23 protein-coding genes are annotated in these 19826 nt (G+C 47.3%); 5 read left to right on the top strand and 18 right to left on the bottom strand.

The genetic code is table 11. The features are described 5' to 3' along the window. The first annotated feature begins 53 nt into the window (after nucleotides 1-53). Nucleotides 54-554: a DUF309 domain-containing protein gene (locus J7E21_RS04255; RefSeq protein ID WP_215105044.1), complete on the top strand. Its 501-nt coding sequence runs from the start codon at nucleotides 54-56 to the stop codon at nucleotides 552-554. Nucleotides 555-557: 3 nt separating this feature from the next. On the opposite strand, the gene J7E21_RS04250 is transcribed toward J7E21_RS04255, so the two are convergent. From J7E21_RS04250 to J7E21_RS04220, 7 genes are all read right to left on the bottom strand, one after another. Further along, on the bottom strand, nucleotides 558-917 hold the full coding sequence (locus J7E21_RS04250; RefSeq protein WP_215105043.1) for a GNAT family N-acetyltransferase: 360 nt from the start codon (nucleotides 915-917) through the stop codon (nucleotides 558-560). 179 nt (nucleotides 918-1096) lie between these two features. Then, nucleotides 1097-2419: a diaminopimelate decarboxylase gene (lysA, locus tag J7E21_RS04245; protein ID WP_215105042.1), complete on the bottom strand. Its 1323-nt coding sequence runs from the start codon at nucleotides 2417-2419 to the stop codon at nucleotides 1097-1099. 67 nt (nucleotides 2420-2486) lie between these two features. Then, a complete protein-coding gene (locus J7E21_RS04240) occupies nucleotides 2487-3791 on the bottom strand; it encodes a pyrimidine-nucleoside phosphorylase (protein WP_215105041.1) in 1305 nt (434 codons plus the stop codon). Nucleotides 3792-3808: 17 nt separating this feature from the next. Further along, nucleotides 3809-4993, bottom strand: a complete 1185-nt coding sequence (gene deoB / locus J7E21_RS04235) for a phosphopentomutase (RefSeq protein ID WP_215105040.1) — start codon at nucleotides 4991-4993, stop codon at nucleotides 3809-3811. Between the two features lie 68 nt (nucleotides 4994-5061). After that, complete coding sequence (gene xerD / locus J7E21_RS04230) at nucleotides 5062-5964, bottom strand: site-specific tyrosine recombinase XerD (protein WP_215105039.1); 903 nt, start codon at nucleotides 5962-5964, stop codon at nucleotides 5062-5064. Nucleotides 5965-6032: 68 nt separating this feature from the next. Then, nucleotides 6033-6500 carry a ferric iron uptake transcriptional regulator gene (gene fur, locus J7E21_RS04225; RefSeq protein ID WP_215105038.1) on the bottom strand — a complete coding sequence of 156 codons (468 nt, stop codon included), beginning with the start codon at nucleotides 6498-6500 and terminating at the stop codon, nucleotides 6033-6035. 104 nt (nucleotides 6501-6604) lie between these two features. Then, complete coding sequence (locus J7E21_RS04220; RefSeq protein ID WP_215105036.1) at nucleotides 6605-7156, bottom strand: NUDIX domain-containing protein; 552 nt, start codon at nucleotides 7154-7156, stop codon at nucleotides 6605-6607. Between the two features lie 80 nt (nucleotides 7157-7236). On the opposite strand from J7E21_RS04220, the gene J7E21_RS04215 reads away from it, so the two are divergent. Continuing rightward, entirely contained in the window at nucleotides 7237-8139 is a 903-nt protein-coding gene (locus J7E21_RS04215) for an aldo/keto reductase (RefSeq protein ID WP_215105034.1), read from the top strand. Nucleotides 8140-8508: 369 nt separating this feature from the next. After that, the gene (locus tag J7E21_RS04210; RefSeq protein ID WP_215105032.1) at nucleotides 8509-8928 is read left to right on the top strand and encodes a hypothetical protein; all 420 of its coding nucleotides are present in this window, start codon (nucleotides 8509-8511) and stop codon (nucleotides 8926-8928) included. Nucleotides 8929-8993: 65 nt separating this feature from the next. On the opposite strand, the gene J7E21_RS04205 is transcribed toward J7E21_RS04210, so the two are convergent. The 4 genes from J7E21_RS04205 to J7E21_RS04190 form a co-directional block, all read right to left on the bottom strand. Beyond that, complete coding sequence (locus tag J7E21_RS04205; protein WP_215105030.1) at nucleotides 8994-10469, bottom strand: flotillin family protein; 1476 nt, start codon at nucleotides 10467-10469, stop codon at nucleotides 8994-8996. Nucleotides 10470-10574: 105 nt separating this feature from the next. Next, entirely contained in the window at nucleotides 10575-10754 is a 180-nt protein-coding gene (locus tag J7E21_RS04200) for a hypothetical protein (RefSeq protein ID WP_215105028.1), read from the bottom strand. A 444-nt stretch (nucleotides 10755-11198) separates the two neighbouring features. After that, on the bottom strand, nucleotides 11199-11408 hold the full coding sequence (locus tag J7E21_RS04195) for a DUF3886 domain-containing protein (RefSeq protein WP_215105025.1): 210 nt from the start codon (nucleotides 11406-11408) through the stop codon (nucleotides 11199-11201). 12 nt (nucleotides 11409-11420) lie between these two features. Continuing rightward, the gene (locus J7E21_RS04190) at nucleotides 11421-12605 is read right to left on the bottom strand and encodes an acetyl-CoA C-acetyltransferase (protein WP_215105023.1); all 1185 of its coding nucleotides are present in this window, start codon (nucleotides 12603-12605) and stop codon (nucleotides 11421-11423) included. A 73-nt stretch (nucleotides 12606-12678) separates the two neighbouring features. Between J7E21_RS04190 and J7E21_RS04185 the strand changes: the two genes are divergently transcribed. Then, on the top strand, nucleotides 12679-13578 hold the full coding sequence (locus J7E21_RS04185) for a hydroxymethylglutaryl-CoA lyase (RefSeq protein WP_215105022.1): 900 nt from the start codon (nucleotides 12679-12681) through the stop codon (nucleotides 13576-13578). 12 nt (nucleotides 13579-13590) lie between these two features. After that, nucleotides 13591-14553, top strand: coding sequence for an alpha/beta hydrolase (locus J7E21_RS04180; RefSeq protein WP_215105020.1), 963 nt, complete (start codon nucleotides 13591-13593; stop codon nucleotides 14551-14553). Between the two features lie 138 nt (nucleotides 14554-14691). Here the strand turns inward: J7E21_RS04180 and J7E21_RS04175 are convergent, their stop codons facing one another. From J7E21_RS04175 to yneA, 7 genes are all read right to left on the bottom strand, one after another. Next, nucleotides 14692-14925 (bottom strand): YneF family protein, encoded by a 234-nt coding sequence (locus J7E21_RS04175; RefSeq protein ID WP_058380516.1) that lies wholly within the window; start codon nucleotides 14923-14925, stop codon nucleotides 14692-14694. A gap of 364 nt (nucleotides 14926-15289) precedes the next feature. Further along, nucleotides 15290-15613 (bottom strand): substrate-binding domain-containing protein, encoded by a 324-nt coding sequence (locus J7E21_RS04170; protein WP_215105018.1) that lies wholly within the window; start codon nucleotides 15611-15613, stop codon nucleotides 15290-15292. Nucleotides 15614-15667: 54 nt separating this feature from the next. After that, nucleotides 15668-16237, bottom strand: coding sequence for a hypothetical protein (locus tag J7E21_RS04165; RefSeq protein WP_215105015.1), 570 nt, complete (start codon nucleotides 16235-16237; stop codon nucleotides 15668-15670). Between the two features lie 154 nt (nucleotides 16238-16391). Next, nucleotides 16392-18392, bottom strand: a complete 2001-nt coding sequence (gene tkt, locus J7E21_RS04160; protein WP_215105013.1) for a transketolase — start codon at nucleotides 18390-18392, stop codon at nucleotides 16392-16394. 86 nt (nucleotides 18393-18478) lie between these two features. Beyond that, nucleotides 18479-18712 (bottom strand): DUF896 domain-containing protein, encoded by a 234-nt coding sequence (locus tag J7E21_RS04155; RefSeq protein ID WP_215105011.1) that lies wholly within the window; start codon nucleotides 18710-18712, stop codon nucleotides 18479-18481. A gap of 58 nt (nucleotides 18713-18770) precedes the next feature. Beyond that, complete coding sequence (locus tag J7E21_RS04150; protein WP_215105009.1) at nucleotides 18771-19424, bottom strand: YneB family resolvase-like protein; 654 nt, start codon at nucleotides 19422-19424, stop codon at nucleotides 18771-18773. Then, entirely contained in the window at nucleotides 19421-19738 is a 318-nt protein-coding gene (gene yneA / locus J7E21_RS04145) for a cell division suppressor protein YneA (protein WP_215105007.1), read from the bottom strand. Before yneA ends, J7E21_RS04150 begins: the two co-directional genes overlap by 4 nt. Nucleotides 19739-19826 lie beyond the last annotated feature (88 nt).

The raw sequence follows: 19826 nt of genomic DNA, 5'->3' as shown, positions 1-19826 counted from the left end.
ACCTGACTGTTCAAATTCCTACTATTAATTATTATAAAAGAAAGGGGATCCAAATGCATCCGCTCACCCATCCATTGTTTCTTCAATACATCATCCATTTCAATGAAGAAAGAGATTTTTTTGAATGCCATGAAGTCGGCGAAGAATATTGGAAAGAAATCGCGCCGAAAGACAAGACACACCCGTTGACGGGCTGGATCCAATTGGCCGTCGGCATGTACCATTGGCGCCGCAGCAACTATCCGGGTGCACTGCGCTCGTTTATTCGCGCAAAGGCGAAACTCGCTGAAGCAAGCATTTGGACAGAAGGCTTCGACCATAGTGAGTTGATCGATCTCCTTACAGACTCAATTCAAGGCGTCACGGATCGCCACCCGTACGAGAACCGCGAGCTGCCTCTTCTCCCCGGGGAATTAATACGTGCTGTCGAACAGCAAAAACAGCAGTATTTGTCTCCCGGCTATGACGACTATTATATAATGCACAAGCATAGGCTCCGTGACCGGACGGAAATCATTGAGCTGCGACAACAGAAAAAAAGGCGGAACCTTTAAGAATTAAAGGCCGCCTTTTTTTACTGGGCATTTATTCAGGAAAGCTTCGGTTTCGTTTGTAGCCCGCATCTCCCGGTGCTGCATCATGTGCTGTATTTTATCGATCATCTCATGGCCGATGCCATCTCCGCGATGGGAGGGGTTCACCGATACATGATGGATGATGTAATGATCCTCTGCGACTTCCACACCTAATAACCCAACGAAATCGTCCTCTTTTTTCCAAAGGAACAATTGCCATTGCGGATTTTCTTCGTAAATGTGCATAGTCTGCTGTAGCTTTTTCAGTTCGCGTTCTTTGGGCATGAATGACAACAAGCCCATGGCGATCTTTTCAAATGATTTTTTGTATCTATATAACATAATTGATCCCTCATTTTCATCTTAAAAGCAGCTTCACCCATACTACTATAAAAGCTCCAATAACTCAAGTTTCCTTAGGGTTTACTCCATTACATTGTGCGAAAAAAACACCCAGTAGACGATGCCCCAGGCAAATGCCATAAAGAGGACGAAAAGAAACAGCCTAATGTTTTGCTTTCTCATCGCTTAGCCCCCTCCTGTGTATAACCCATTTCATTTTTGACCAAATCTTCAAAGCTTTCCCGGCGAATGACCAGCTGGTGCTGTCCGGATTCTGCAAAAACAACTGCCGGTCGTGCAATCCGATTATAATTGCTGGCCATCGAATAGCCGTAAGCCCCGGTGCAGAAAACAGCGAGAATATCCCCCGCTGAAACTTCCGGCAAGTTGGCTTCTTCAATGAGCTTATCTCCGGATTCGCAGCATTTTCCTGCGATTGTGTAGAGTTCTGAAGCTTGCTCTTTGGCACGGTTTGCAATCAAAGAACTGTATTTTGCGCCGTACAATGCTGGCCGGATATTGTCCGACATGCCCCCGTCAACTGCTGCATAGCGCCGTGTACCTGGCACTTCTTTCATCGAGCCAATCGTATAAAGTGTCGTTCCGGCATCCCCAATCAGCGAGCGGCCCGGTTCGATCCAGATTTCCGGCACTGGAAATTTCGCTTCTGCAGATGCCGCCTTAACAGTATGGATCATATCCTGGACATAAGCAGCAGGCGCGAGCGGTGTGTCTTCCTCAGTATAGCGTATGCCGAAACCTCCGCCTAAATTCAACACCGTGCACGTATACGAGTAGTCATTGCGCCAAGCAGCCATTTTCAGCAATAATTTTTCGGATGCCATTTGAAAAGCAGCTGTATCGAAAATCTGCGACCCGATATGGCAGTGCAGGCCGATTAATTGAAGATAGCCGTGACCATATGTTTCTTTGAACGCCCGGTCTGCCTGGCCATTGTTCAAATCGAATCCGAACTTCGAATCTTCCTGGCCTGTCGTAATATAGTCATGTGTATGCGCTTCGATACCCGGAGTGACACGCAGCAAGATCTTCATGTGTTGCTTGCGCTGTTCCGCCGTTTTTTTCAGCAATGAGATTTCGTGGAAATTGTCGACAACGATGCAGCCGATTTTTTCATCAAACGCCATGTCGATTTCCGCCTGGCTTTTGTTATTGCCATGGAAGTGGATTTTCTCTCGTGGAAACCCGCTTTGGATTGCCGTGAACAATTCTCCGCCGGACACGACATCGAGCGATAGGCTTTCTTGCGCCGCCACCTGGTAGATGGCTATGCCAGAAAAGGCTTTGCTGGCATAGGCGACTTGATAGTTGATGTGTTCTTTTTCGAAAGTTTTTTGGAACGCCTGTGCGCGTTCTCTGAATAAAGCGATGTCATAGACAAAAAGTGGTGTGCCGTATTGCGCTGCGAGGTCGACTGTGTCAACGTCCCCGATCGTCAAATGGCCTTTTTCGTTAATTGATTGTGTCCCGTATAAATGCATGGCGACTCCTCCTGAATGGGCTATGTAAAGTAAAAATCCTGCTGAGCCTACACCCAGCAAGATTCGTTTAATCGGTGATCAAAGCGGAGACAAGCTGAATCGCTTCAACCGGCTCGTTTGAATACTCGATACTATTGTATAACATTTTCTGGCATTCTGCGAGGTCTTGTGTGTTCGAATAAATGGTTGCAAGCGCTTCGCCTTGTTTTACGAAATCGCCGACTTTTTTATGCAGCACCAAGCCGACCGACAAATCGATGACCGAGTCTTTTGTGGCGCGGCCTGCACCGAGCACCATCGCCGCCGTCCCGATTTCATCTGCTTCCATAAAGGAAATATAGCCGTCTTGTGTCGCTGGCAGTTCGGTAATGAATTTCGCTTGTGGAAGCAGCGAGACGTCATCGATTACTTGTGGGTTGCCGCCCTGGTCCGCAATCAGCTGGCGGAATGCTTCAAGTGCGCTGCCGTCTTCAATGACGCGCTCAAGCATCGTACGCGCCTGTTCCAAAGTTTCCGCCTTGCCGCCAACGACGACCATTTGGCTGCCCAGCACGAGGCACAGCTCGGTCAAATCTTTCGGACCTTTGCCTTGCAGAGTTTCAATCGCTTCTTTCACTTCAAGCGCGTTGCCGATTGCAAATCCTAATGGCTGGCTCATATCCGAAATGATGGCCATTGTTTTGCGACCCGTAGCGTTGCCGATGCCGACCATCGCATGCGCCAGTTTTTTCGCATCTTCTTCAGTTTTCATAAATGCGCCTTCGCCTGTTTTCACGTCGAGGACGATGGCATTTGCACCTGCAGCGATTTTTTTGCTCATGATGGAACTTGCAATGAGCGGAATGCTGTTGACAGTTGCAGTGACATCGCGAAGTGAATACATTTTCTTATCGGCAGGCGTCAAATTGCCGCTTTGGCCGATGACCGCCAGTTTATGTTCGTTCACTTGGCGGATGAAATCCTTTGTGGATAATTCGACATTGAAGCCTTCGATCGCTTCAAGTTTGTCGATTGTTCCGCCCGTGTGGCCAAGCCCGCGGCCGCTCATTTTCGCTACCGGCACTCCGCAAGCAGCGACAAGCGGTCCGAGTACTAAAGTCGTCGTATCGCCAACGCCTCCTGTCGAATGTTTGTCCACTTTGATGCCTTCGATTTCAGACAAATCGATTTGGTCTCCCGATTCGGCCATTGCCATCGTCAAATCTGCCCGTTCCCGCTCACTCATATCCTGGAAAAATACCGCCATCAAAAACGAACTCATTTGATAATCAGCGATTTCCTCTTGTGTATAGCCCGAAACGATAAAACGGATTTCTTCTGTAGACAGCTCAAAGCCGTCTCGTTTTTTTTCGATCAAGTCCACCATTCTCATTGATGAATCCCGCCTTTTCAGTTTAGTTTCGATAAAAAGCTTGTGCCGAACTTCGGCATTTCACAAGCGAAATTCTCGGCGACCGTCGCGCCGATGTTTGCGAATGTTGCACCCGTGCCAAGGTCATTCCCACCGTTAAAGCGAGTCGAATAGGCAAGCAGCGGCACATATTCACGTGTATGATCTGTTCCCGGGAATGTCGGGTCGTTTCCGTGATCCGCCGTGATGAGCAGCAAATCATCTTCCTTCAATCCTTCGAGCACTTGAGGCAAGCGCTGATCGAATGCTTCTAGCGCTTCAGCGTAGCCTTTCGGATCTCTCCGGTGGCCGAAAAGCGCATCAAAGTCGACCAAGTTCAAAAAACTGAGTCCGTTGAAATCTTTGCCGATGACCTGCATGAGCTTATCCACACCATCCGAATTATCGGTAGTGCGCAGTGCTTCAGTCACGCCTGCGCCATTGTATATATCATTGATTTTGCCGATGGCGATGACGTCTTTTCCAGCGTCCTTGAGTTCGTTCATGACGGTACGGTCAAATGGCGCCAGTGCATAATCGTGGCGGTTTGTTGTGCGCTTGAATGCACCCGGTTGCCCGAGGAACGGACGTGCAATAACACGCCCGACGAGAAATTCAGCACTAAGCGTCAGCTCGCGTGCAATTTCGCAAATGCGATAAAGCTCTTCTAATGGGATGATTTCCTCGTGGGCTGCAATTTGCAGCACGGGGTCAGCAGAAGTGTAGACGATCAATGCGCCGGTCTCCATATGCTCTTGGCCAAGTTCATCTAAAATTTCCGTGCCGCTCGCCGGTTTATTGCCAATCACTTTGCGGCCAGTCGCCTGTTCAAGCTTTTCGATCAATTCCTCCGGGAAGCCTTGTGGGTATACTTTAAAAGGCGTATCGATGTTCAAGCCCATAATTTCCCAATGTCCGGTCATCGTATCTTTCCCGACAGACGCCTCTTGCAGACGGCCGAAATGAGCAGCCGGCCGTTTCTGCGCTGCCAGTCCTTTGACCGGTACAATATTGGCGAGTCCGAGCTTTTCCATGTTCGGCATCGATAAGCCATCAACGGATTCGGCGATATGCCCGAGCGTATTAGCGCCTTTGTCTCCAAACGCTTCAGCATCCGGTGCTTCACCGATGCCGACAGAATCCAATACTATTAAATGAATACGGGTAAACGGTTTCATTGTCATGTAAGTTCCTCCTTATTTACGCTTTGATTCTACCACAAAAGCTACTCATGTCGGAAGTCAGACTTCTCTTAAGCGCGAGGGTGAAATTGGCTGTAAACATCCTTTAACCGGGTTTTGCTGACATGTGTGTAGATTTGAGTTGTTGAAATATCGGCGTGTCCGAGCATTTCCTGCACTGCCCGCAGATCCGCCCCATTTTCGATCAGGTGCGTCGCGAACGAGTGGCGCAATGTATGCGGCGTCAATTCTTTTTGGATGCCTGCTTTTTTCGTATGCTGCTTTAATAATTTCCAGAACCCTTGCCTCGTTAAACGTTTTCCCCGTTGATTGATGAACAGCGCATCTGTTTTCTCCGAAGTGTTGCGCATTTCCAATCGGCCAGACTCAATATATTCGCGGTTCGCTTCAAGTGCTGCACGGCCGAGTGGAATGATCCGTTCCTTGCCGCCTTTTCCGGTGCAGCGCACAAAGCCCATCGTCAAATGGACATCTTCTATATCCAAATTGATGCATTCACTGACACGCATGCCGCTTGCATAGAGCAATTCGAGCATCGCACGGTCCCGCAATCCGCTCGCTTTGGATGTGTCTGGTGATTCCAATAAGGCATCGATTTCTTCAACGGACAGAACATTCGGCAGTTTTTTGTCCATTTTCGGCATTTCCAAATGAACTGTCGGATCCGAACCACTGCGCTTTTCCCTGATGAGAAATTGGTGAAATGAGCGGATAGAAGAAATGTGGCGCGCCACGGTGCGGGAATTTTTCGCCATTTCCTGCAGGTGGCGCAAATAATTTAAAATATGTACCCGCTCGATTTTCCCGAGTGATTGCAATTGCTCCACTTCACCCATAAACTGCAAATACGCTTTTAAATCGCGTGTGTATGAAATGAGCGTATTGTCTGCAAGTTGTCTTTCTACACGGAGAAAATGTAAATAATCGTCCAATGCATCTTTCGCATCTTTCATCGGTTTTCCTCCTTCGAATGTCCAACTAAACGGTTACGAAAAAAAGGCCGCCTTCAAAAGGCCGCCTTTTATGCGTCGTTCTCTGGCTTTTCAGCACCCAAATCATTGCAGCGCCAGCATATGCCATGAAAAGTAAGACGGTGATCTTTGATTTGGAAATTCCAACGCTTTTCCACGATCGCTTCTACATCTTCAAGCAAATCTTCCTGAATTTCATCGACCGCTCCGCACTCCAGGCAGACAAGGTGATGGTGAAAGTGTGCCGCGCCTTCCTGACGCAGATCGTAACGGGAAACGCCGTCCCCGAAATTTATTTTATCGACAATTTTCAATTCGGTGAGTAATTCCAAAGTGCGGTAAACAGTAGCCAAGCCAATTTCCGGCGCAATGTCTTTGACCAATAGATAGACATCCTCAGCACTTAGATGATCTTCTTCATGATCAAGTAATATCCGTACCGTTGCTTCACGCTGTGGCGTCAGCTTGTAACTCGCAGCGTGTAATTGCTTTTTTATACGATCAATCCTTGTTTCCATGCGACGCCCTCCCTCAAACTGTTTTCATTATATCAAAAGGGCGTTCTCGATTACAACAATCGATGCCGTTTATTATTTAGAATCATTATTAAATAGTAATTGTATTAATTCTTATCTGATAAGTAGTTTTTAACCCATTGCACAGCATACGCTGTTTTCGCATCAAAAATCCGTTCACTTCGGATCAATTCCTCGGCTTCTGCTACCGTCACTTCCATCAATTCCACAAACTCGTCATCATCTGTGACCGCGCCGTTTTTGGCGGCATGCAGTCCGCTTGCCAGAAATACATGAACCACTTCATCCGCAAATCCTGGCGAAGTGGAAAAACTGATGACTTTTTCAAGCTTTTCTGCGGAATAGCCGGTTTCCTCTTCCAATTCACGAAGTGCCGTCGTCTCTGGCGCTTCGCCTTGTTCCAGTTTTCCAGCCGGTATTTCAACGAGCGGGCGTTCCAATGCTTTACGGTATTGTTCGACCATAATGATTTTCTGTTCGTCTGTCACAGCGATGATCGCAACAGCTCCGGGGTGCTCGATCAATTCACGTTTCGACTGCTTACCGTTCGGCAGTAACACATCATCCACTTTCAGGTTGATGACTTTGCCTTCGTATAACCGTTCGCTGTGGAGCGTTTTTTCTTCAAATTTCTTCATGCTGGCCCTCATTTCATTTGTGGTTTCAATACCGCAAAGTATACCATAGAGGAAACAAAATTTTACAATGAGGTGAAGAGATGAAGAAGAACATGCTTGGCAATAGCGGGCTCGAAGTCAGTGAAATTGCACTCGGCTGCATGTCGCTGCCGGAAGATCCGAAACAAGCATCAGCAATTGTCGATGAAGCGATTGGGCACGGCGTCAATTATTTCGATACAGCTGATTTTTACGGCAAAGGAAAAAACGAAGTACTTATTGGCGAGGCACTCGGCAAGCGCAGAGGCGATGTCATACTGGCAAGCAAAGTAGGAAACGAATGGTCGGAGGACTCGGACGAAGTGAAATGGAATCCGGGCAAGGATTATATTAAAACACAGATCCATCATTCGCTGCGCCGCCTAAAGACGGATTACTTGGACCTCTATCAGCTTCACGGTGGCATGATTACCGATAATTCCGAAGAAACGATCCAAGCGTTCGAAGACCTGAAAAAAGAAGGCTTGATCCGCGCATATGGTATCTCCTCAATACGCCCGAATATCATCTGGCGTTTTCTAGACAACAGCGATATTTCGTCCATCATGATGCAATACAGCCTGCTCGACCGGCGTCCTGAGGAGTTTTTGCCAGGCATCGGTGAAACTGGGCGCTCTGTTGTTGCTCGCGGCAGTCTGGCAAAAGGCTTGCTGACTGCTGAAGGGGTTTCCCGTGCGGACAAGATGGGTGATTATTTGCAATACGGCAAAGAACAGCTGATGGAGACATTGAAAAAGCTATCGGATATTCATGACAGCGTACATGCGCTCGCCGTGCACTCCGTCCTGTCAGACAGCACCGTCGCAGCAGCGGTCACCGGAGCAAGCAGTCCCGAGCAACTGCGCGAAACGCTGCACGCTTACGAACAGCCTGTCAGCGCTGAACAAATCACTAAAGCAAAGCAATCCACGCGTCTGGACCGTTATGAACAGCATCGCGATTGAAAGCAGAAACTTCCATTAAACGTCAATCGATGGCGTAGTGTGTGTTTAGGATGCGTTTTTTTGCCAAATAGCCGCTCGAATTCAACAAAAACGCGGGGCTGCGATACAGTTAAGGACATTTGACCCCTTTTTAGGGGTTTTCCTTATACAAACTTTTCCCTCTAACTGTCGAATATTGCATAAACGCTTGTTATACAGCGGTTTTTCTGTTTTTTTCTACTGTAATCTCTCTGTTTATTGGTTAGCGCTGAAGCCGCTTATTTTTACAAAAGAGGACTTTTGCAGGTTTGAAAGAATACCACAAAGTGAATATACTGATTACGATTGAAATTTTAAATACTTAATTTCACAAAATCGGAGGCGTTCAAAATGATGAATTTTTATTTGACCCAATCCAAAAAATCTTACCAGTCAGTAGATGGTGATGCCATTTCGATGCATTCTTATCTCGTTGTTGAATCTGTGACAAGATCCTTTGGACAGGAATTTAAAAATCATAAGCTGGCTTGGGAAGCAGAAGACAACTGGCTGCTTGCAGACGCCCCGGAAAAAATCATAAACATGCCGAATGGCTATCATCGATTTGAACTTACTGAGCCGGTGTTCGCATCATTGCGCCTGCTGGCAGAAAGCCACCCGAAAGAGCTTCATACGTTGACGCCGTTTTCAAAAAATCGTACGTCCGAAACATTCATCGAGCAGCAGCAAGCGGAAGCACGAAAAGATTTCCATCTAAACGATGTCGCGAAAAGCTTAAAGCAGATGTTCAAAGATATTATGACGGTCTAATAACATCAACATAAAAAGACGGAGAACAGGATTTATGTTCTCCGTCTTTTTATTTTTTTTTCAGTTCACGTCTGTTCTGGATCTTCCTTCACTTCTACAGCGACAGGCTGTTCTTCGGCTTGTGGTGTTGCCCGTTCGATTATTGCTGAGCTTTTCGAAGTATAGGATTTCAACATTTCGGAAATATCAATACCGGTCATTTCCTTCAATGGCTCCTGCATGTCGACCATGGTCTGTGTCACACTTCTGCCGAAAGACGGCACGCCTTGGCCATTTCCGGAATCGATGATTTTCACCGAATCGATATTATTGAGCGGTTGCGCCACTTTTTCGGCGAATACTGGAATCATTTCGATGAGTTTTTCGGCAATGATGACATCGCCATGCTCTTCCATCGCTTCCGCCAACAGTTTGCGTGATTCCGCTTCCGCTTTCCCTCGTTCACGGATGACTTCCGCTTCAGCAGCACCTTCATCGCGTTTAATCTTCGCTTTCGCTTCCCCGTCGATGACAGAACGTCTCGCTTCCGCCTCGGCAGTACGCGTTGTTTCGTAGTAGCTGGCATCTGCTTTCGTTTTGCGGACTTTGCTTTCTTCTTCTTCGAGCCGGACCGCGCGTTCGCGTGCCATAAACTGCATGTTCAATTCTTCTTCTTGAATTTCCATTGCAAGTTTCGCCTTTTCAAGTTCATAGGATTGTTCGGACTTGGCACGCGCTCGTTCTGTTTCTTCCATAAATGCCGCATCTTTCAAATCTTTTTGCTTGCGGGATTCGGCGATGGAAATTTGGCGCTTGTACTCTTCTTCTTTCGCTTCCTGGTCGGTCTGCGCACGGTGAATGCGTGTCTCCCGCTCGGTGTTTGCTTCAGCGATTTCTGCATACTTGCGTACTTCCGCTATGCGCGGACGGCCCAGGTTTTCCAAATAGCCGTTGTTTTCATCGGCATCCCGGAGATCCGTCAGCCCGAGCGAGGTGATTTTAAAACCCATCAAATCGAGCTGCTTTTGTGCGATTTCCTGGACATCGGTGTTGAACTTCTCCCGGTCGCTGTTGATGTCTTCGACCGTCATTTTCGATAGAATGGCACGCAAATTACTGCCGAGCACTTCGATGATTTCCAGTTCGATTTCTTCCTGTTCTTTACCGAGGAATTGCTCTGCATAGTTGGCGATGCCGTTTAATGTATCTGCGACTTTCACCATCGCGACGGCATCCGCCACAATCGGCACCCCAGCATTCGTGTAGACGCGCGGCGTTGCAAGTTTCAGCTGGAAAGACGTCAAACTGACCGGCGTTGAGGTCTGGAAACGCCGCAGCAAATAACCGCCGCCACGGATGATTTTCATCGACCGACCTTCATCATCCGTAAAAATATTCGTATCCTTCTGAGGATCGCCGAGTTTCGGCCCCGTGATGATCAAAGCTTCATTTGATTTGGCGGTTCGGTAGCGGATTTTCATCCAGAAGAAATACCCGATGCCCGCAATTGCCGCTAAAATTAATACGACAATTAAGATTGAAATAATTCCGATTGATTCCATAACATTCCATCCCCTTCATTATGCTAATCTACCCCTGCCATACAATATACGAATGAATTAGGAAGACGTTTCACAAAAAGGTAAAGAATAGCCAGAAAAAAGCGATTATTCCGCCACTACTTTAATAACTGAAAAAACCGTCGAAAACACTAGTAAAACCACTACGAAATAACCGAAGTATAGAAGTGGCCTGGATTCAGGCCGAAGCATCACACTTTTCTCTTTCTCCTCTAGTTTGGCGTTCCCCTCAAGCTGTGCATTTGCTGGCAATTCTTCATCCGTCATTGTTTGCTCCTCCTGCAATCATGTCCTATTGCTCGTTGGCTTTTGAGCAGCCCTTTTTTTACAAGCGTTTACCGCTCGATACAGCGGTTAGTTTACTTTTCCATTATATCAATTGTTGAGAAATGGGAAATAAAAATATTTTGGAAATTTATAGTTAATTCGATTTTCGATTCACAGCTGTCTTGTTAGTCTGATAAAATAGAAAAAAATGGATTCCTCTATCTTATCCACCCAGCATAGAAAGGAGCAGCTTATGAAGTTTATCGATGATTTAGCGGGCGCAATCCGCGATATCGCCTGATGGATCTTATGGGGCATTTCTTATTTGGTTGCTGGAGCACTCATCGTTGGCGTGCCAATTTATGCATTTGTATTTATATTCGATTGGTTCACTTGAACGAAAAACACCTTCCATTAAGATAAACTGGAAGGTGTTTTTCGTGTTCAGTATTTATCGCCTGAATCCCCGTGACGCTCGAGCAGTTCTGCAAACGACATGTTCTTTTCGCGCTGCTTGCGTTCAAACTGGCGCTGCGCTTCTTTTTCCTCTTCGACTTTTTGCTGATCTTTCAATAGCTCTTTTTTCGTTTCTTTCAGCTTCAACAGCTGGTCTTCTGAAAAAAGGCCGTTATCTTGCTTATTGTCTTTCGCCATCATTCTCTCTCCTTATGGGCGTTTTACTATAGTTGCGACTCCTTGGCCGCCGCCGATGCATAAAGTCGCAAGACCCGTCTTGGCATCCCGTTTTTTCATTTCGTGCAGCAATGTCACAAAAATCCGTGTCCCGCTGGCGCCGATCGGGTGGCCGATGGCAATGGCTCCACCATTGACATTCAGCTTTTCGTGATCAAATTTCAATTCACGGTCCACCGCAATTGATTGCGCAGCGAATGCTTCGTTCGCTTCAATCAAATCGATATCCCCTAATGTCAATTGAGCTTTTTCAAGCGCATTTTTCACCGCTTGTACAGGTCCGATCCCCATTACTGCAGGGTCGACTCCAGCATTGCCGTTCGCTGAAATCACGGCAAGCGGCTCGATGCCGAGTTCTTGAGCTTTCTCTTTCGTCATGACAATTACCGCTGCCGCTCCATCGTTGATGCCGGATGCGTTCCCTGCAGTTACAGTGCCGTCTTTTTTGAACGCTGGACGAAGTTTGGCCAGCTTCTCTTCCGTCGAAGAGACTTTCACGTATTCATCCGTTTTGAAAATGACAGGATCGCCTTTGCGCTGTGAAATTTCAACAGGCACGATTTCTTCATCGAAACGGCCGCTTTCGATTGCTGCTGAAGCTCTTGCTTGGGAGCGTGCAGCGAAGCTATCTTGTTCTTCACGGGAAATGTCATAGCGGTCGCAAAGGTTTTCCGCAGTCGTCCCCATATGGTAATTGTTGAACGCACACGTCAGTCCGTCGTGGACCATGCTGTCGACCACTTTTTGATTGCCCATACGGTAACCATCTCTAGCTCCTTCGAGCAGATACGGCGCACGGCTCATATTCTCCATTCCTCCGGCGACAACGATTTCTGCGTCACCTGCGAAAATTGCTTGATATGCCAAATGCACCGACTTCAAGCCGGAACCGCATACTTTGTTGATGGTCATCGCAGGAACCGTTTCCGGAAGACCTGCTTTGATGGATGCTTGGCGCGCCGGATTCTGGCCGAGCCCTGCTTGCAGGACATTGCCCATGATGACTTCAGATACTTGATTGCCCGCTACCCCCGCGCGCGCTAGTGCTTCTTTGATGACGATTGCGCCTAGATCCGTCGCCGGCACATCTTTTAAAGCCCCTTGGAAAGAACCGACTGCCGTTCTGACAGCGCTCGCAATTACGATTTCTTGTGACATTTCTTTTTCCCCCTTGTCTGCTTCTTGCTCTTTTATCCCCCCTATCGCTACAATAAAGCTAAGGGGGGATAGTATGTTTAGTTTACCAAAAACAGCTACGATAATCGAGGTTGGCCCGCGGGACGGTCTACAAAATGAAGCCAAGACAGTCAAAACAGAAGACAAGCTGGCCTTTATTCACGCCTTGCAAACAGCCGGACTGTCCGAAATGGAACTGACATCTTTCGTATCGCCGAAATGGGTGCCGCAAATGGCGGATGCACGCGACATTGTTGCCGGCACGAAAAAGTTCGGCCGGCAGTTGGTGCTGACGCCGAACGAACGGGGCATCACTTCCGCTTTGGAAGCCGGCGTTGATTCTATTGCTATATTTGTCGGCGTTTCAAATTCGTTCAATGAAAAAAACATCAATAAATCCACTGCGCAAGCAATGGAGAATCTGCGGCCGCTCATCGAAAAAGCAAAGCAGGACGGCATTTTCGTCCGTGCCTGTATTTCGACAGCATTTTACTGCCCGTTTGAAGGCGCGGTCAATCCGCAAGACACGATCGATTTGTGTCGACAGTTCGTCGATTGGGGAGTCGATGAACTGAGCGTCGCCGATACGATCGGCATGGCTAATCCGCAGGAAAGCCATGAACTGTTCAGCCGATTGAAAAAACAATTTCCGGACATCCTGATTGCTGCCCATTTCCACGATACGCGACGGATGGCGCTCGCCAATGCTTACGCGGCTCTTCTAGCCGGTATTGACCGTTTCGACGCTTCGGCTGGCGGGCTTGGCGGCTGTCCGTTCGCACCGGGAGCTACCGGGAATGCCGCGACGGAAGACCTTGTCCATATGTTCCACCGGATGGGCGTCGATACTGGAGTGGATCTAGACAAATTGTTTGAAGCCATTTCGTTGATCGAACCGCATGTATCGAATTCCTTGCAAACAGGAATGTATACTTTGTACAAAAACAGAAAATGAGGTGTGTGCGCCATGAAAAAGCGACTATTGATAGTTTCTGCTGTAGCATCGAGCACGTTGACCGCTTCTTTTGCCATTTTAGGATTCCTGGCCAGTAATCGTCTGATGTATGTGAAGAAAAAAGACGATGCCTTCATTTTGGAGCGTGAAACGAACGCCAAACGCTACGATGAAGTGTGGTATGACAATGCCAATAAAAGTGAGCAATGGATCGAATCCGCTAATGGCTATCCGATCAAAGCGATTTTTCTGGAACCGCATGCGACCGACCGTTATGTCGTCATTTGCCACGGGGTGACCGAAACCAAAGTGAACTCATTGAAATACGCCCGGCTGTTCGAACGCCTCGGCTTTAATTCGGTCGTCTATGACCATCGGCGACACGGCGAATCCGGCGGCAAGACGACCAGTTTCGGCCATTATGAAAAACTGGATCTCCAGGCGGTCGTCCAGGCACTGAAGCTTCACATGGGTCCCTCTTTATTCTTCGGCATCCACGGTGAATCGATGGGGGCAGCGACCACACTATTATATGCAGGCATGGAGGATTCGGCCGATTTCTATATATCGGATTGTGCCTACTCCGACATCAGCGAACAAATCCTTCACGTCATGCGCACTACGACACCGATGCGCACCACCTTGGCACTGCGCCTGGCGAATGTATTCTTGAAGTTGCGCGACGGCTATTCCATCACTACTGTGTCGCCTCGCGAAGTCGTGAAAAACATTGTCAAACCGGTGCTGTTTATCCACAGTGTCAACGATGAATTCGTCTTGCCGAAAATGAGCCAAGAATTATTTAAATTAAAACAAGGCGCCAAGCAATTGAAGCTATTCGACGAAGGCCAACATGCGCAGTCATATAATATGAATCCCGAAGAATATGAAGCAACGATTGCGGATTTTTTAAGTGACTATGATTTGCTGTTGCCTAGAATACATCCAGGCATCGTTGCACAAATTCCAAGCTGAATGGATTCATCAGCTGGCTGCTAGCTGTGTGCAGGGCACCCCATTAGTTCACAGCAAAAAAACAACCACTGTTTCGCTATTAGCGAAACAGTGGTTGTTTTGTATTCATCACCTATGGGCGAATAATTGCATAAGCGTTTATTTTTTGCCCGGTTTTGTCGAGGCTTTGTTCATTTGAGCCATCATTTGGTTGATTTTCTTTTGAGATGGTTTTTGTCCCATTTGCATCATCATAATCCGCAGCATCTCTTCGTTGATTGGTGGGTTGTCCTGCAAATATTTCATCATATATCGACGAGCGATAAAGAATCCAAGTGCAACACCTGCGAGTAGAGCCACGATAACGATAACAATCCAGATCCATGTGTCCATACAAATTACCTCCTTCATGTTGCCAATTAAATCATGCACCAAAAAGGATTATACTATAAATTTAGAGACGTGACTATATGAACGGGATTAAAAAATGCGGAATAAGCAAGGGCGCGTATTTTGCTTCGTGCACAGAGATCGCCAACAGCCCCTTTCAGTCACTGTTGGGCCGTTACGGTGCATACCACTCTTTTCAATGAGGCGCTGCCCCTGAGCAGCTGTGAACCAGTCGGCTACTTCCAATGATGTCTCGCTGCTATATTGTGTGGTGATGATATAAAACTCCGAGCTCAACGGGTATTCATTATTGCGGATTGTCTCTACAGACGGGGAAATGCCGTCTATCGCCACGTATTTAATGGTCTCATTGCCAACCATTTCTTCCCCCGTAAAACCTGAACGTAAAGCCGATCGCATTCGAATGGTTTTTATATTCGGCAACTTGCTCGATAATGCCGCCCATTCCTTCTTCCATGTTTTCAATCGGCGCACGCATCACTGGGACATCGCCCATGAAATTCAGCAATGCTGTTTGGCGTACGCTGTCTTCCGGCCGCTGGAACGCACGTATTGGTTGATCTTCACCGCCGAGTGCCGACCAATTCGTTTGCTTACCGCTATAAATAGCTTGAATATCAGCAGTGCTCAGCGCATCCACCGGATTCTCAGCATGGACAAAAAAGACCAACGCTTCTTTGCCGATTGGCGTTAAGTTTAACTGCAGCCCTTTTGCTTTTGCTGTTTACAGCTGCCCCTCGGAAGGTCCTGCTGCAAAAACGGCATCGACTGTGCCATTGAATAAATTCAAATAGGCATCAGGTGTGGTATTAACCATCACTTCACTGTCATATGGGTCATACCACTTTTCAGGGTACAGCATTTCTGCAGTTGCAGCATATACCGGGTATAGCGCGGTCGCACCGTCAAGCCGCGGCAATTCCCCTTTGAATTCCACAGTAGGCGTTTCACCCAGCACTTGCAGGTTGGAATCCTCTTGAAATGGCATGTACATATAGGCGTCAATCTCGGCAGAAACAGTTGGTCTAGTGTCGAGATACAGCTGATGTAGCGGCCAAATCGATAGGAGGAGTCCTGACAACAAAAAGCCAGCTGCGGTCTGCTTCCATCTTATTCTGGAAAGTTTCCGCAGTGACAGCACAAAGACGATAAATAGAAAGATCAATGTTGTGAAAAATAACGGCAACCACTGCCTTTCCCCCGATAACAGCAACATGATACCCCCGAAAAAACCAACAATGCCTAGAGCGATAAAAACAGCAGTTGCTGGTATTAAATTCCATAATTCCTTCATAATCCCACTCCTTATTTCGATTATAACCGGAGGGGGCTGTGAAAAGTTTAACCGGCAAAAAAATGTTTTCAGACAAGAGAAAACCGCCAGAAAGAGTTCTCTGGCGGTTTCAAATAAACTGTTTAAAATGATGGAACATATATTCCAAGGAAAGTTAGCCGTTGATTAAATGCTTGACTTTCGCTGCAACGTTGTCTGGTGTAAAGCCGAATTCTTCAATGATCTTCTCGCCCGGTGCACTTGCACCGAAGCGGTCGATCGCTAAGATATCGCCTTCAAATCCTGTATAACGGTCCCATCCGAAAGATGAGCCCATTTCAATTGCCAAGCGTTTTGTGATGCTTTTCGGCAAGACGGATTCTTTATACTCTTTGTCTTGCTGTTCAAAACGATCCCACGATGGCATCGAAACAACAGACACCGAAATGCCTTGCTCTTTCAATTGCTTCTGCGCTTCTACAGCAAGGCTGACTTCCGAGCCTGTCGCCAGAAGAAGTGCCTGTGCCTCGTCAGCAGGAGATACGACATAAGCGCCTTTTTCAACGCCTGCCTCCGCTTTTTCACCAGTCGTCTCTAACACCGGCAAGTTTTGGCGGGATAGTACGAGTAAAGTAGGCTTGTTCTTGGAAGTAAGTGCCAAGCGCCACGCTGCTTTTGTTTCGTTCGCATCAGCCGGACGTATGACGCTCAAGTTCGGCATTGCACGCAATGATGCCAAGTGCTCGACCGGTTCATGCGTTGGGCCATCTTCCCCGACCGCTACGCTATCGTGAGTGAAGACGTATGTTACCGGTAAGCCCATCAAAGCGCCTAGACGGATCGCTGGACGGACGTAATCACTGAATACGAAGAACGTACCGCCGAACACACGCAAGCCGCCGTGAAGTGCCATGCCGTTCATTGCAGCGCCCATCGCAAATTCACGGACTCCGAACCAGATGTTGCGGGCTTCCGGGTGATCAGCATCAAAATCACCGCCGCCTTTGATGTTCGTCTTGTTCGAACCGGCAAGATCGGCACTGCCGCCGAAGAATGACGGAACTGCTTTTGCAATTGCATTGACCATATCGCCGGAAGATGCGCGTGTCGCTTGCGATTTGCCTACTTCGTATTCAGGGAAATCGGCATCAAAATCAGCCGGCAGGTCGCCGCGGATTGCGGATTGCAATTGAGCCGAAAGTTCCGGATACTGCTGTTCGTATTGCTTGTACAATTCATTCCATGCCGCTTCCGCTTTTGCACCGAGTGATTCTGTCGCCTCACTGAATGTTTCATATACTTCTTCCGGCACGTAGAAATCCTCTTCAAACGTCCACTTATAGTATTCTTTCGTCAGTTTCATTTCATCTTCGCCGAGCGGTGCTCCATGTGAATCCGCTTTGCCGGATTTGTTCGGGGAACCATAGCCGATGACTGTTTTGACTTCGACCAATGTCGGTTTGTCAGTGTCATTTTTTGCCTTCGCAATTTTTGCAGACAAATCATCCAAATCGTTGCCGTTTTCTACGTGCAGGTAGTTCCAGCCGTACGACTCAAAACGTTTTTGAATGTTTTCTGAAAAGCTCATCGACAAATCGCCATCCAGCGAAATATCATTGCTATCGTAAAGAACGACCAATTTATCTAGTTTCAAATGACCGGCAAGGGAAATCGCTTCTCCGGCAACGCCTTCCATCAAGTCGCCGTCTCCGCAAAGAGCGAACGTATGATGGTCGACGATATCAAGTCCTTCTTTATTGTATGTAGCTGCCAAGTGGCGTTCAGCCATAGCCATACCGACAGCCATGCCGATTCCTTGGCCAAGTGGGCCAGTCGTCGCTTCAACACCAGCTGTATGACCGAATTCCGGGTGGCCAGGCGTTTTCGAATCCCACTGTCGGAAATTCTTGATCTCGTCCATCGTTAAACCATATCCGCTTAAGTGAAGCAAGCTGTATAGCAGCATAGAGCCGTGCCCTGCTGATAGGACGAAACGGTCACGGTTGAACCAATCTGGGTTTTTCGGATTGTGGTTCATGTACTTTGTCCAGAGTGTATACGCCATTGGTGCGGCGCCCATTGGAAGTCCCGGGTGTCCCGAGTTCGCTTTTTCGATAGCATCGATTGAAAGTGTTCGAATAGTTGTAACTGCGAGCTGATCTGCATGATTTGACATTGTTACATCCTCTCTGAAACTAAATTTAATCCTATTTTAGTTTAGTCAACTATAGGAAAGAATACAACGAAAAAAGAGAATAAGTATTAATTCAAATACTTATTCTCTCGGATATTCTTGATTTTATCTGGTGTAACGTCTTTTCCTTCCGGATCGATGACAGTTACGTTTTCAATCGTCCCCCGCATTGACTGCCGGAAATTCTGCAAGTATTCCTCGCGAAGGGCAGTTTGTTCTGATGCCTCTTCTTTAGAAAGCCCGTCTCGCTTGGACTTTTTGGATAGCACGTTAATACGCTTGATCTTTTCTGGAGATAACACGTAAAGTCCCCCTTTCTACTGCTCCATCGTACAAAAAAAGGCGGGACTGTGCAAGATTTCAGCTTTCTTTCATTTGCTGATACTCTCTATAGCGCCGGTGCACGGTCGCTTTGCTGGCCTGATAGCCGAAGCCTTGCAGCGTGACGGCAATTTCATGGAACGTTAAACCACTCATCTTTAAGCTGACAATCTGGTCCACTGGCAATTCAAGCCGCTCGCGGCCATCAGGATTGCCTTTGCCCTTCAGATTGCGTTCCGGTTTATAACCATTCTCCACCGCCCGCTTCATGCCGCGTTTGATTTTTGCATTATGGATTTTGCGTTGGTATTCTTCCACTATGGCGAGTATCTCAAGCACCATGTCGTCCATATCGTTCAACGCAATCGGCCCTTGATCGGATAAAGTAAACACATCAACTTCGTGTTTTTTCATCACGTGCAACAAAGCAATGCGCGCATGTCCCCTGCCAAGGCGCGTTTCATCTTGGATGAATACGGCATCGACCGGATGGGATTTGATCTGGTTGAGCATTTCGAGCAACCCTTCGCGGTCCATCTCATATCCGCTATGCTGGTCCACGTAAACTTCTTCCACCAAGTATCCTTGTTCGAATGCAAACTTCATCAATTCTTCTTCTTGCCGTTGGAGTGAACTTTCCTGCTCGTCTTTCGCCGTGCTTACGCGGCAGTAAACCAAAGCCTTTTTCTTCATTCAGCATCACCTGCATAGTATTTCGTTTTATCTGGGGAATAATTCAATTGCTCGGCAGGGATCTTCAGCGATTGCCCAGCCATAATTTTTGTTGTCGTCAAATTATTCACTTCCATGATTTCTTCTATCCATTTATGTTGTGGGGTTTCGCCACTGAAAGATTCAGCTAGTTCCCACAGCGTATCACCTTTTTCAATTTGAAGCTCGCCAAGCTGTTGTTTTTGGGCATTATGGCTAATCACTGAATAAAAAGTGAATACTACAATCAATGAGAAAAAGAAAACCAAATATGAGTTCCGTCGAAAGAATGTCATTCAAGCCGCCTCCTTTAGAATTTTGTTCGGAATGTATGTTCTCATATTAAAGCGAACAGATGTTTCTTGTCAAGAAAAAATTCGAACC

The organism is Planococcus sp. ISL-109 (assembly GCF_018613655.1).
Classification (GTDB): Bacteria; Bacillota; Bacilli; order Bacillales_A; family Planococcaceae; genus Planococcus.
The sequence above is the reverse complement of the archived record's forward strand: the minus strand, read 5'-3'. Positions and strand labels throughout refer to the sequence as shown.

What these genes read in the sequence shown, in the direction of transcription:
- xerD (WP_215105039.1), bottom strand. Translation starts at nt 5,964, where the DNA reads ATGAAAGATGCGAAAGATGCATTGGACGATTATTTACATTTTCTCCGT.
- tkt (WP_215105013.1), bottom strand. Translation starts at nt 18,392, where the DNA reads ATGTCAAATCATGCAGATCAGCTCGCAGTTACAACTATTCGAACACTT.
- J7E21_RS04175 (WP_058380516.1), bottom strand. Translation starts at nt 14,925, where the DNA reads ATGGACACATGGATCTGGATTGTTATCGTTATCGTGGCTCTACTCGCA.
- J7E21_RS04195 (WP_215105025.1), bottom strand. Translation starts at nt 11,408, where the DNA reads ATGGCGAAAGACAATAAGCAAGATAACGGCCTTTTTTCAGAAGACCAG.
- J7E21_RS04200 (WP_215105028.1), bottom strand. Translation starts at nt 10,754, where the DNA reads ATGACGGATGAAGAATTGCCAGCAAATGCACAGCTTGAGGGGAACGCC.
- J7E21_RS04150 (WP_215105009.1), bottom strand. Translation starts at nt 19,424, where the DNA reads ATGAAGAAAAAGGCTTTGGTTTACTGCCGCGTAAGCACGGCGAAAGAC.
- J7E21_RS04215 (WP_215105034.1), top strand. Translation starts at nt 7,237, where the DNA reads ATGAAGAAGAACATGCTTGGCAATAGCGGGCTCGAAGTCAGTGAAATT.
- J7E21_RS04240 (WP_215105041.1), bottom strand. Translation starts at nt 3,791, where the DNA reads ATGAGAATGGTGGACTTGATCGAAAAAAAACGAGACGGCTTTGAGCTG.
- J7E21_RS04190 (WP_215105023.1), bottom strand. Translation starts at nt 12,605, where the DNA reads ATGTCACAAGAAATCGTAATTGCGAGCGCTGTCAGAACGGCAGTCGGT.
- yneA (WP_215105007.1), bottom strand. Translation starts at nt 19,738, where the DNA reads ATGACATTCTTTCGACGGAACTCATATTTGGTTTTCTTTTTCTCATTG.
- J7E21_RS04210 (WP_215105032.1), top strand. Translation starts at nt 8,509, where the DNA reads ATGATGAATTTTTATTTGACCCAATCCAAAAAATCTTACCAGTCAGTA.
- J7E21_RS04255 (WP_215105044.1), top strand. Translation starts at nt 54, where the DNA reads ATGCATCCGCTCACCCATCCATTGTTTCTTCAATACATCATCCATTTC.
- J7E21_RS04250 (WP_215105043.1), bottom strand. Translation starts at nt 917, where the DNA reads ATGTTATATAGATACAAAAAATCATTTGAAAAGATCGCCATGGGCTTG.
- J7E21_RS04205 (WP_215105030.1), bottom strand. Translation starts at nt 10,469, where the DNA reads ATGGAATCAATCGGAATTATTTCAATCTTAATTGTCGTATTAATTTTA.
- J7E21_RS04185 (WP_215105022.1), top strand. Translation starts at nt 12,679, where the DNA reads ATGTTTAGTTTACCAAAAACAGCTACGATAATCGAGGTTGGCCCGCGG.
- deoB (WP_215105040.1), bottom strand. Translation starts at nt 4,993, where the DNA reads ATGACAATGAAACCGTTTACCCGTATTCATTTAATAGTATTGGATTCT.
- J7E21_RS04165 (WP_215105015.1), bottom strand. Translation starts at nt 16,237, where the DNA reads ATGAAGGAATTATGGAATTTAATACCAGCAACTGCTGTTTTTATCGCT.
- J7E21_RS04180 (WP_215105020.1), top strand. Translation starts at nt 13,591, where the DNA reads ATGAAAAAGCGACTATTGATAGTTTCTGCTGTAGCATCGAGCACGTTG.
- fur (WP_215105038.1), bottom strand. Translation starts at nt 6,500, where the DNA reads ATGGAAACAAGGATTGATCGTATAAAAAAGCAATTACACGCTGCGAGT.
- lysA (WP_215105042.1), bottom strand. Translation starts at nt 2,419, where the DNA reads ATGCATTTATACGGGACACAATCAATTAACGAAAAAGGCCATTTGACG.
- J7E21_RS04220 (WP_215105036.1), bottom strand. Translation starts at nt 7,156, where the DNA reads ATGAAGAAATTTGAAGAAAAAACGCTCCACAGCGAACGGTTATACGAA.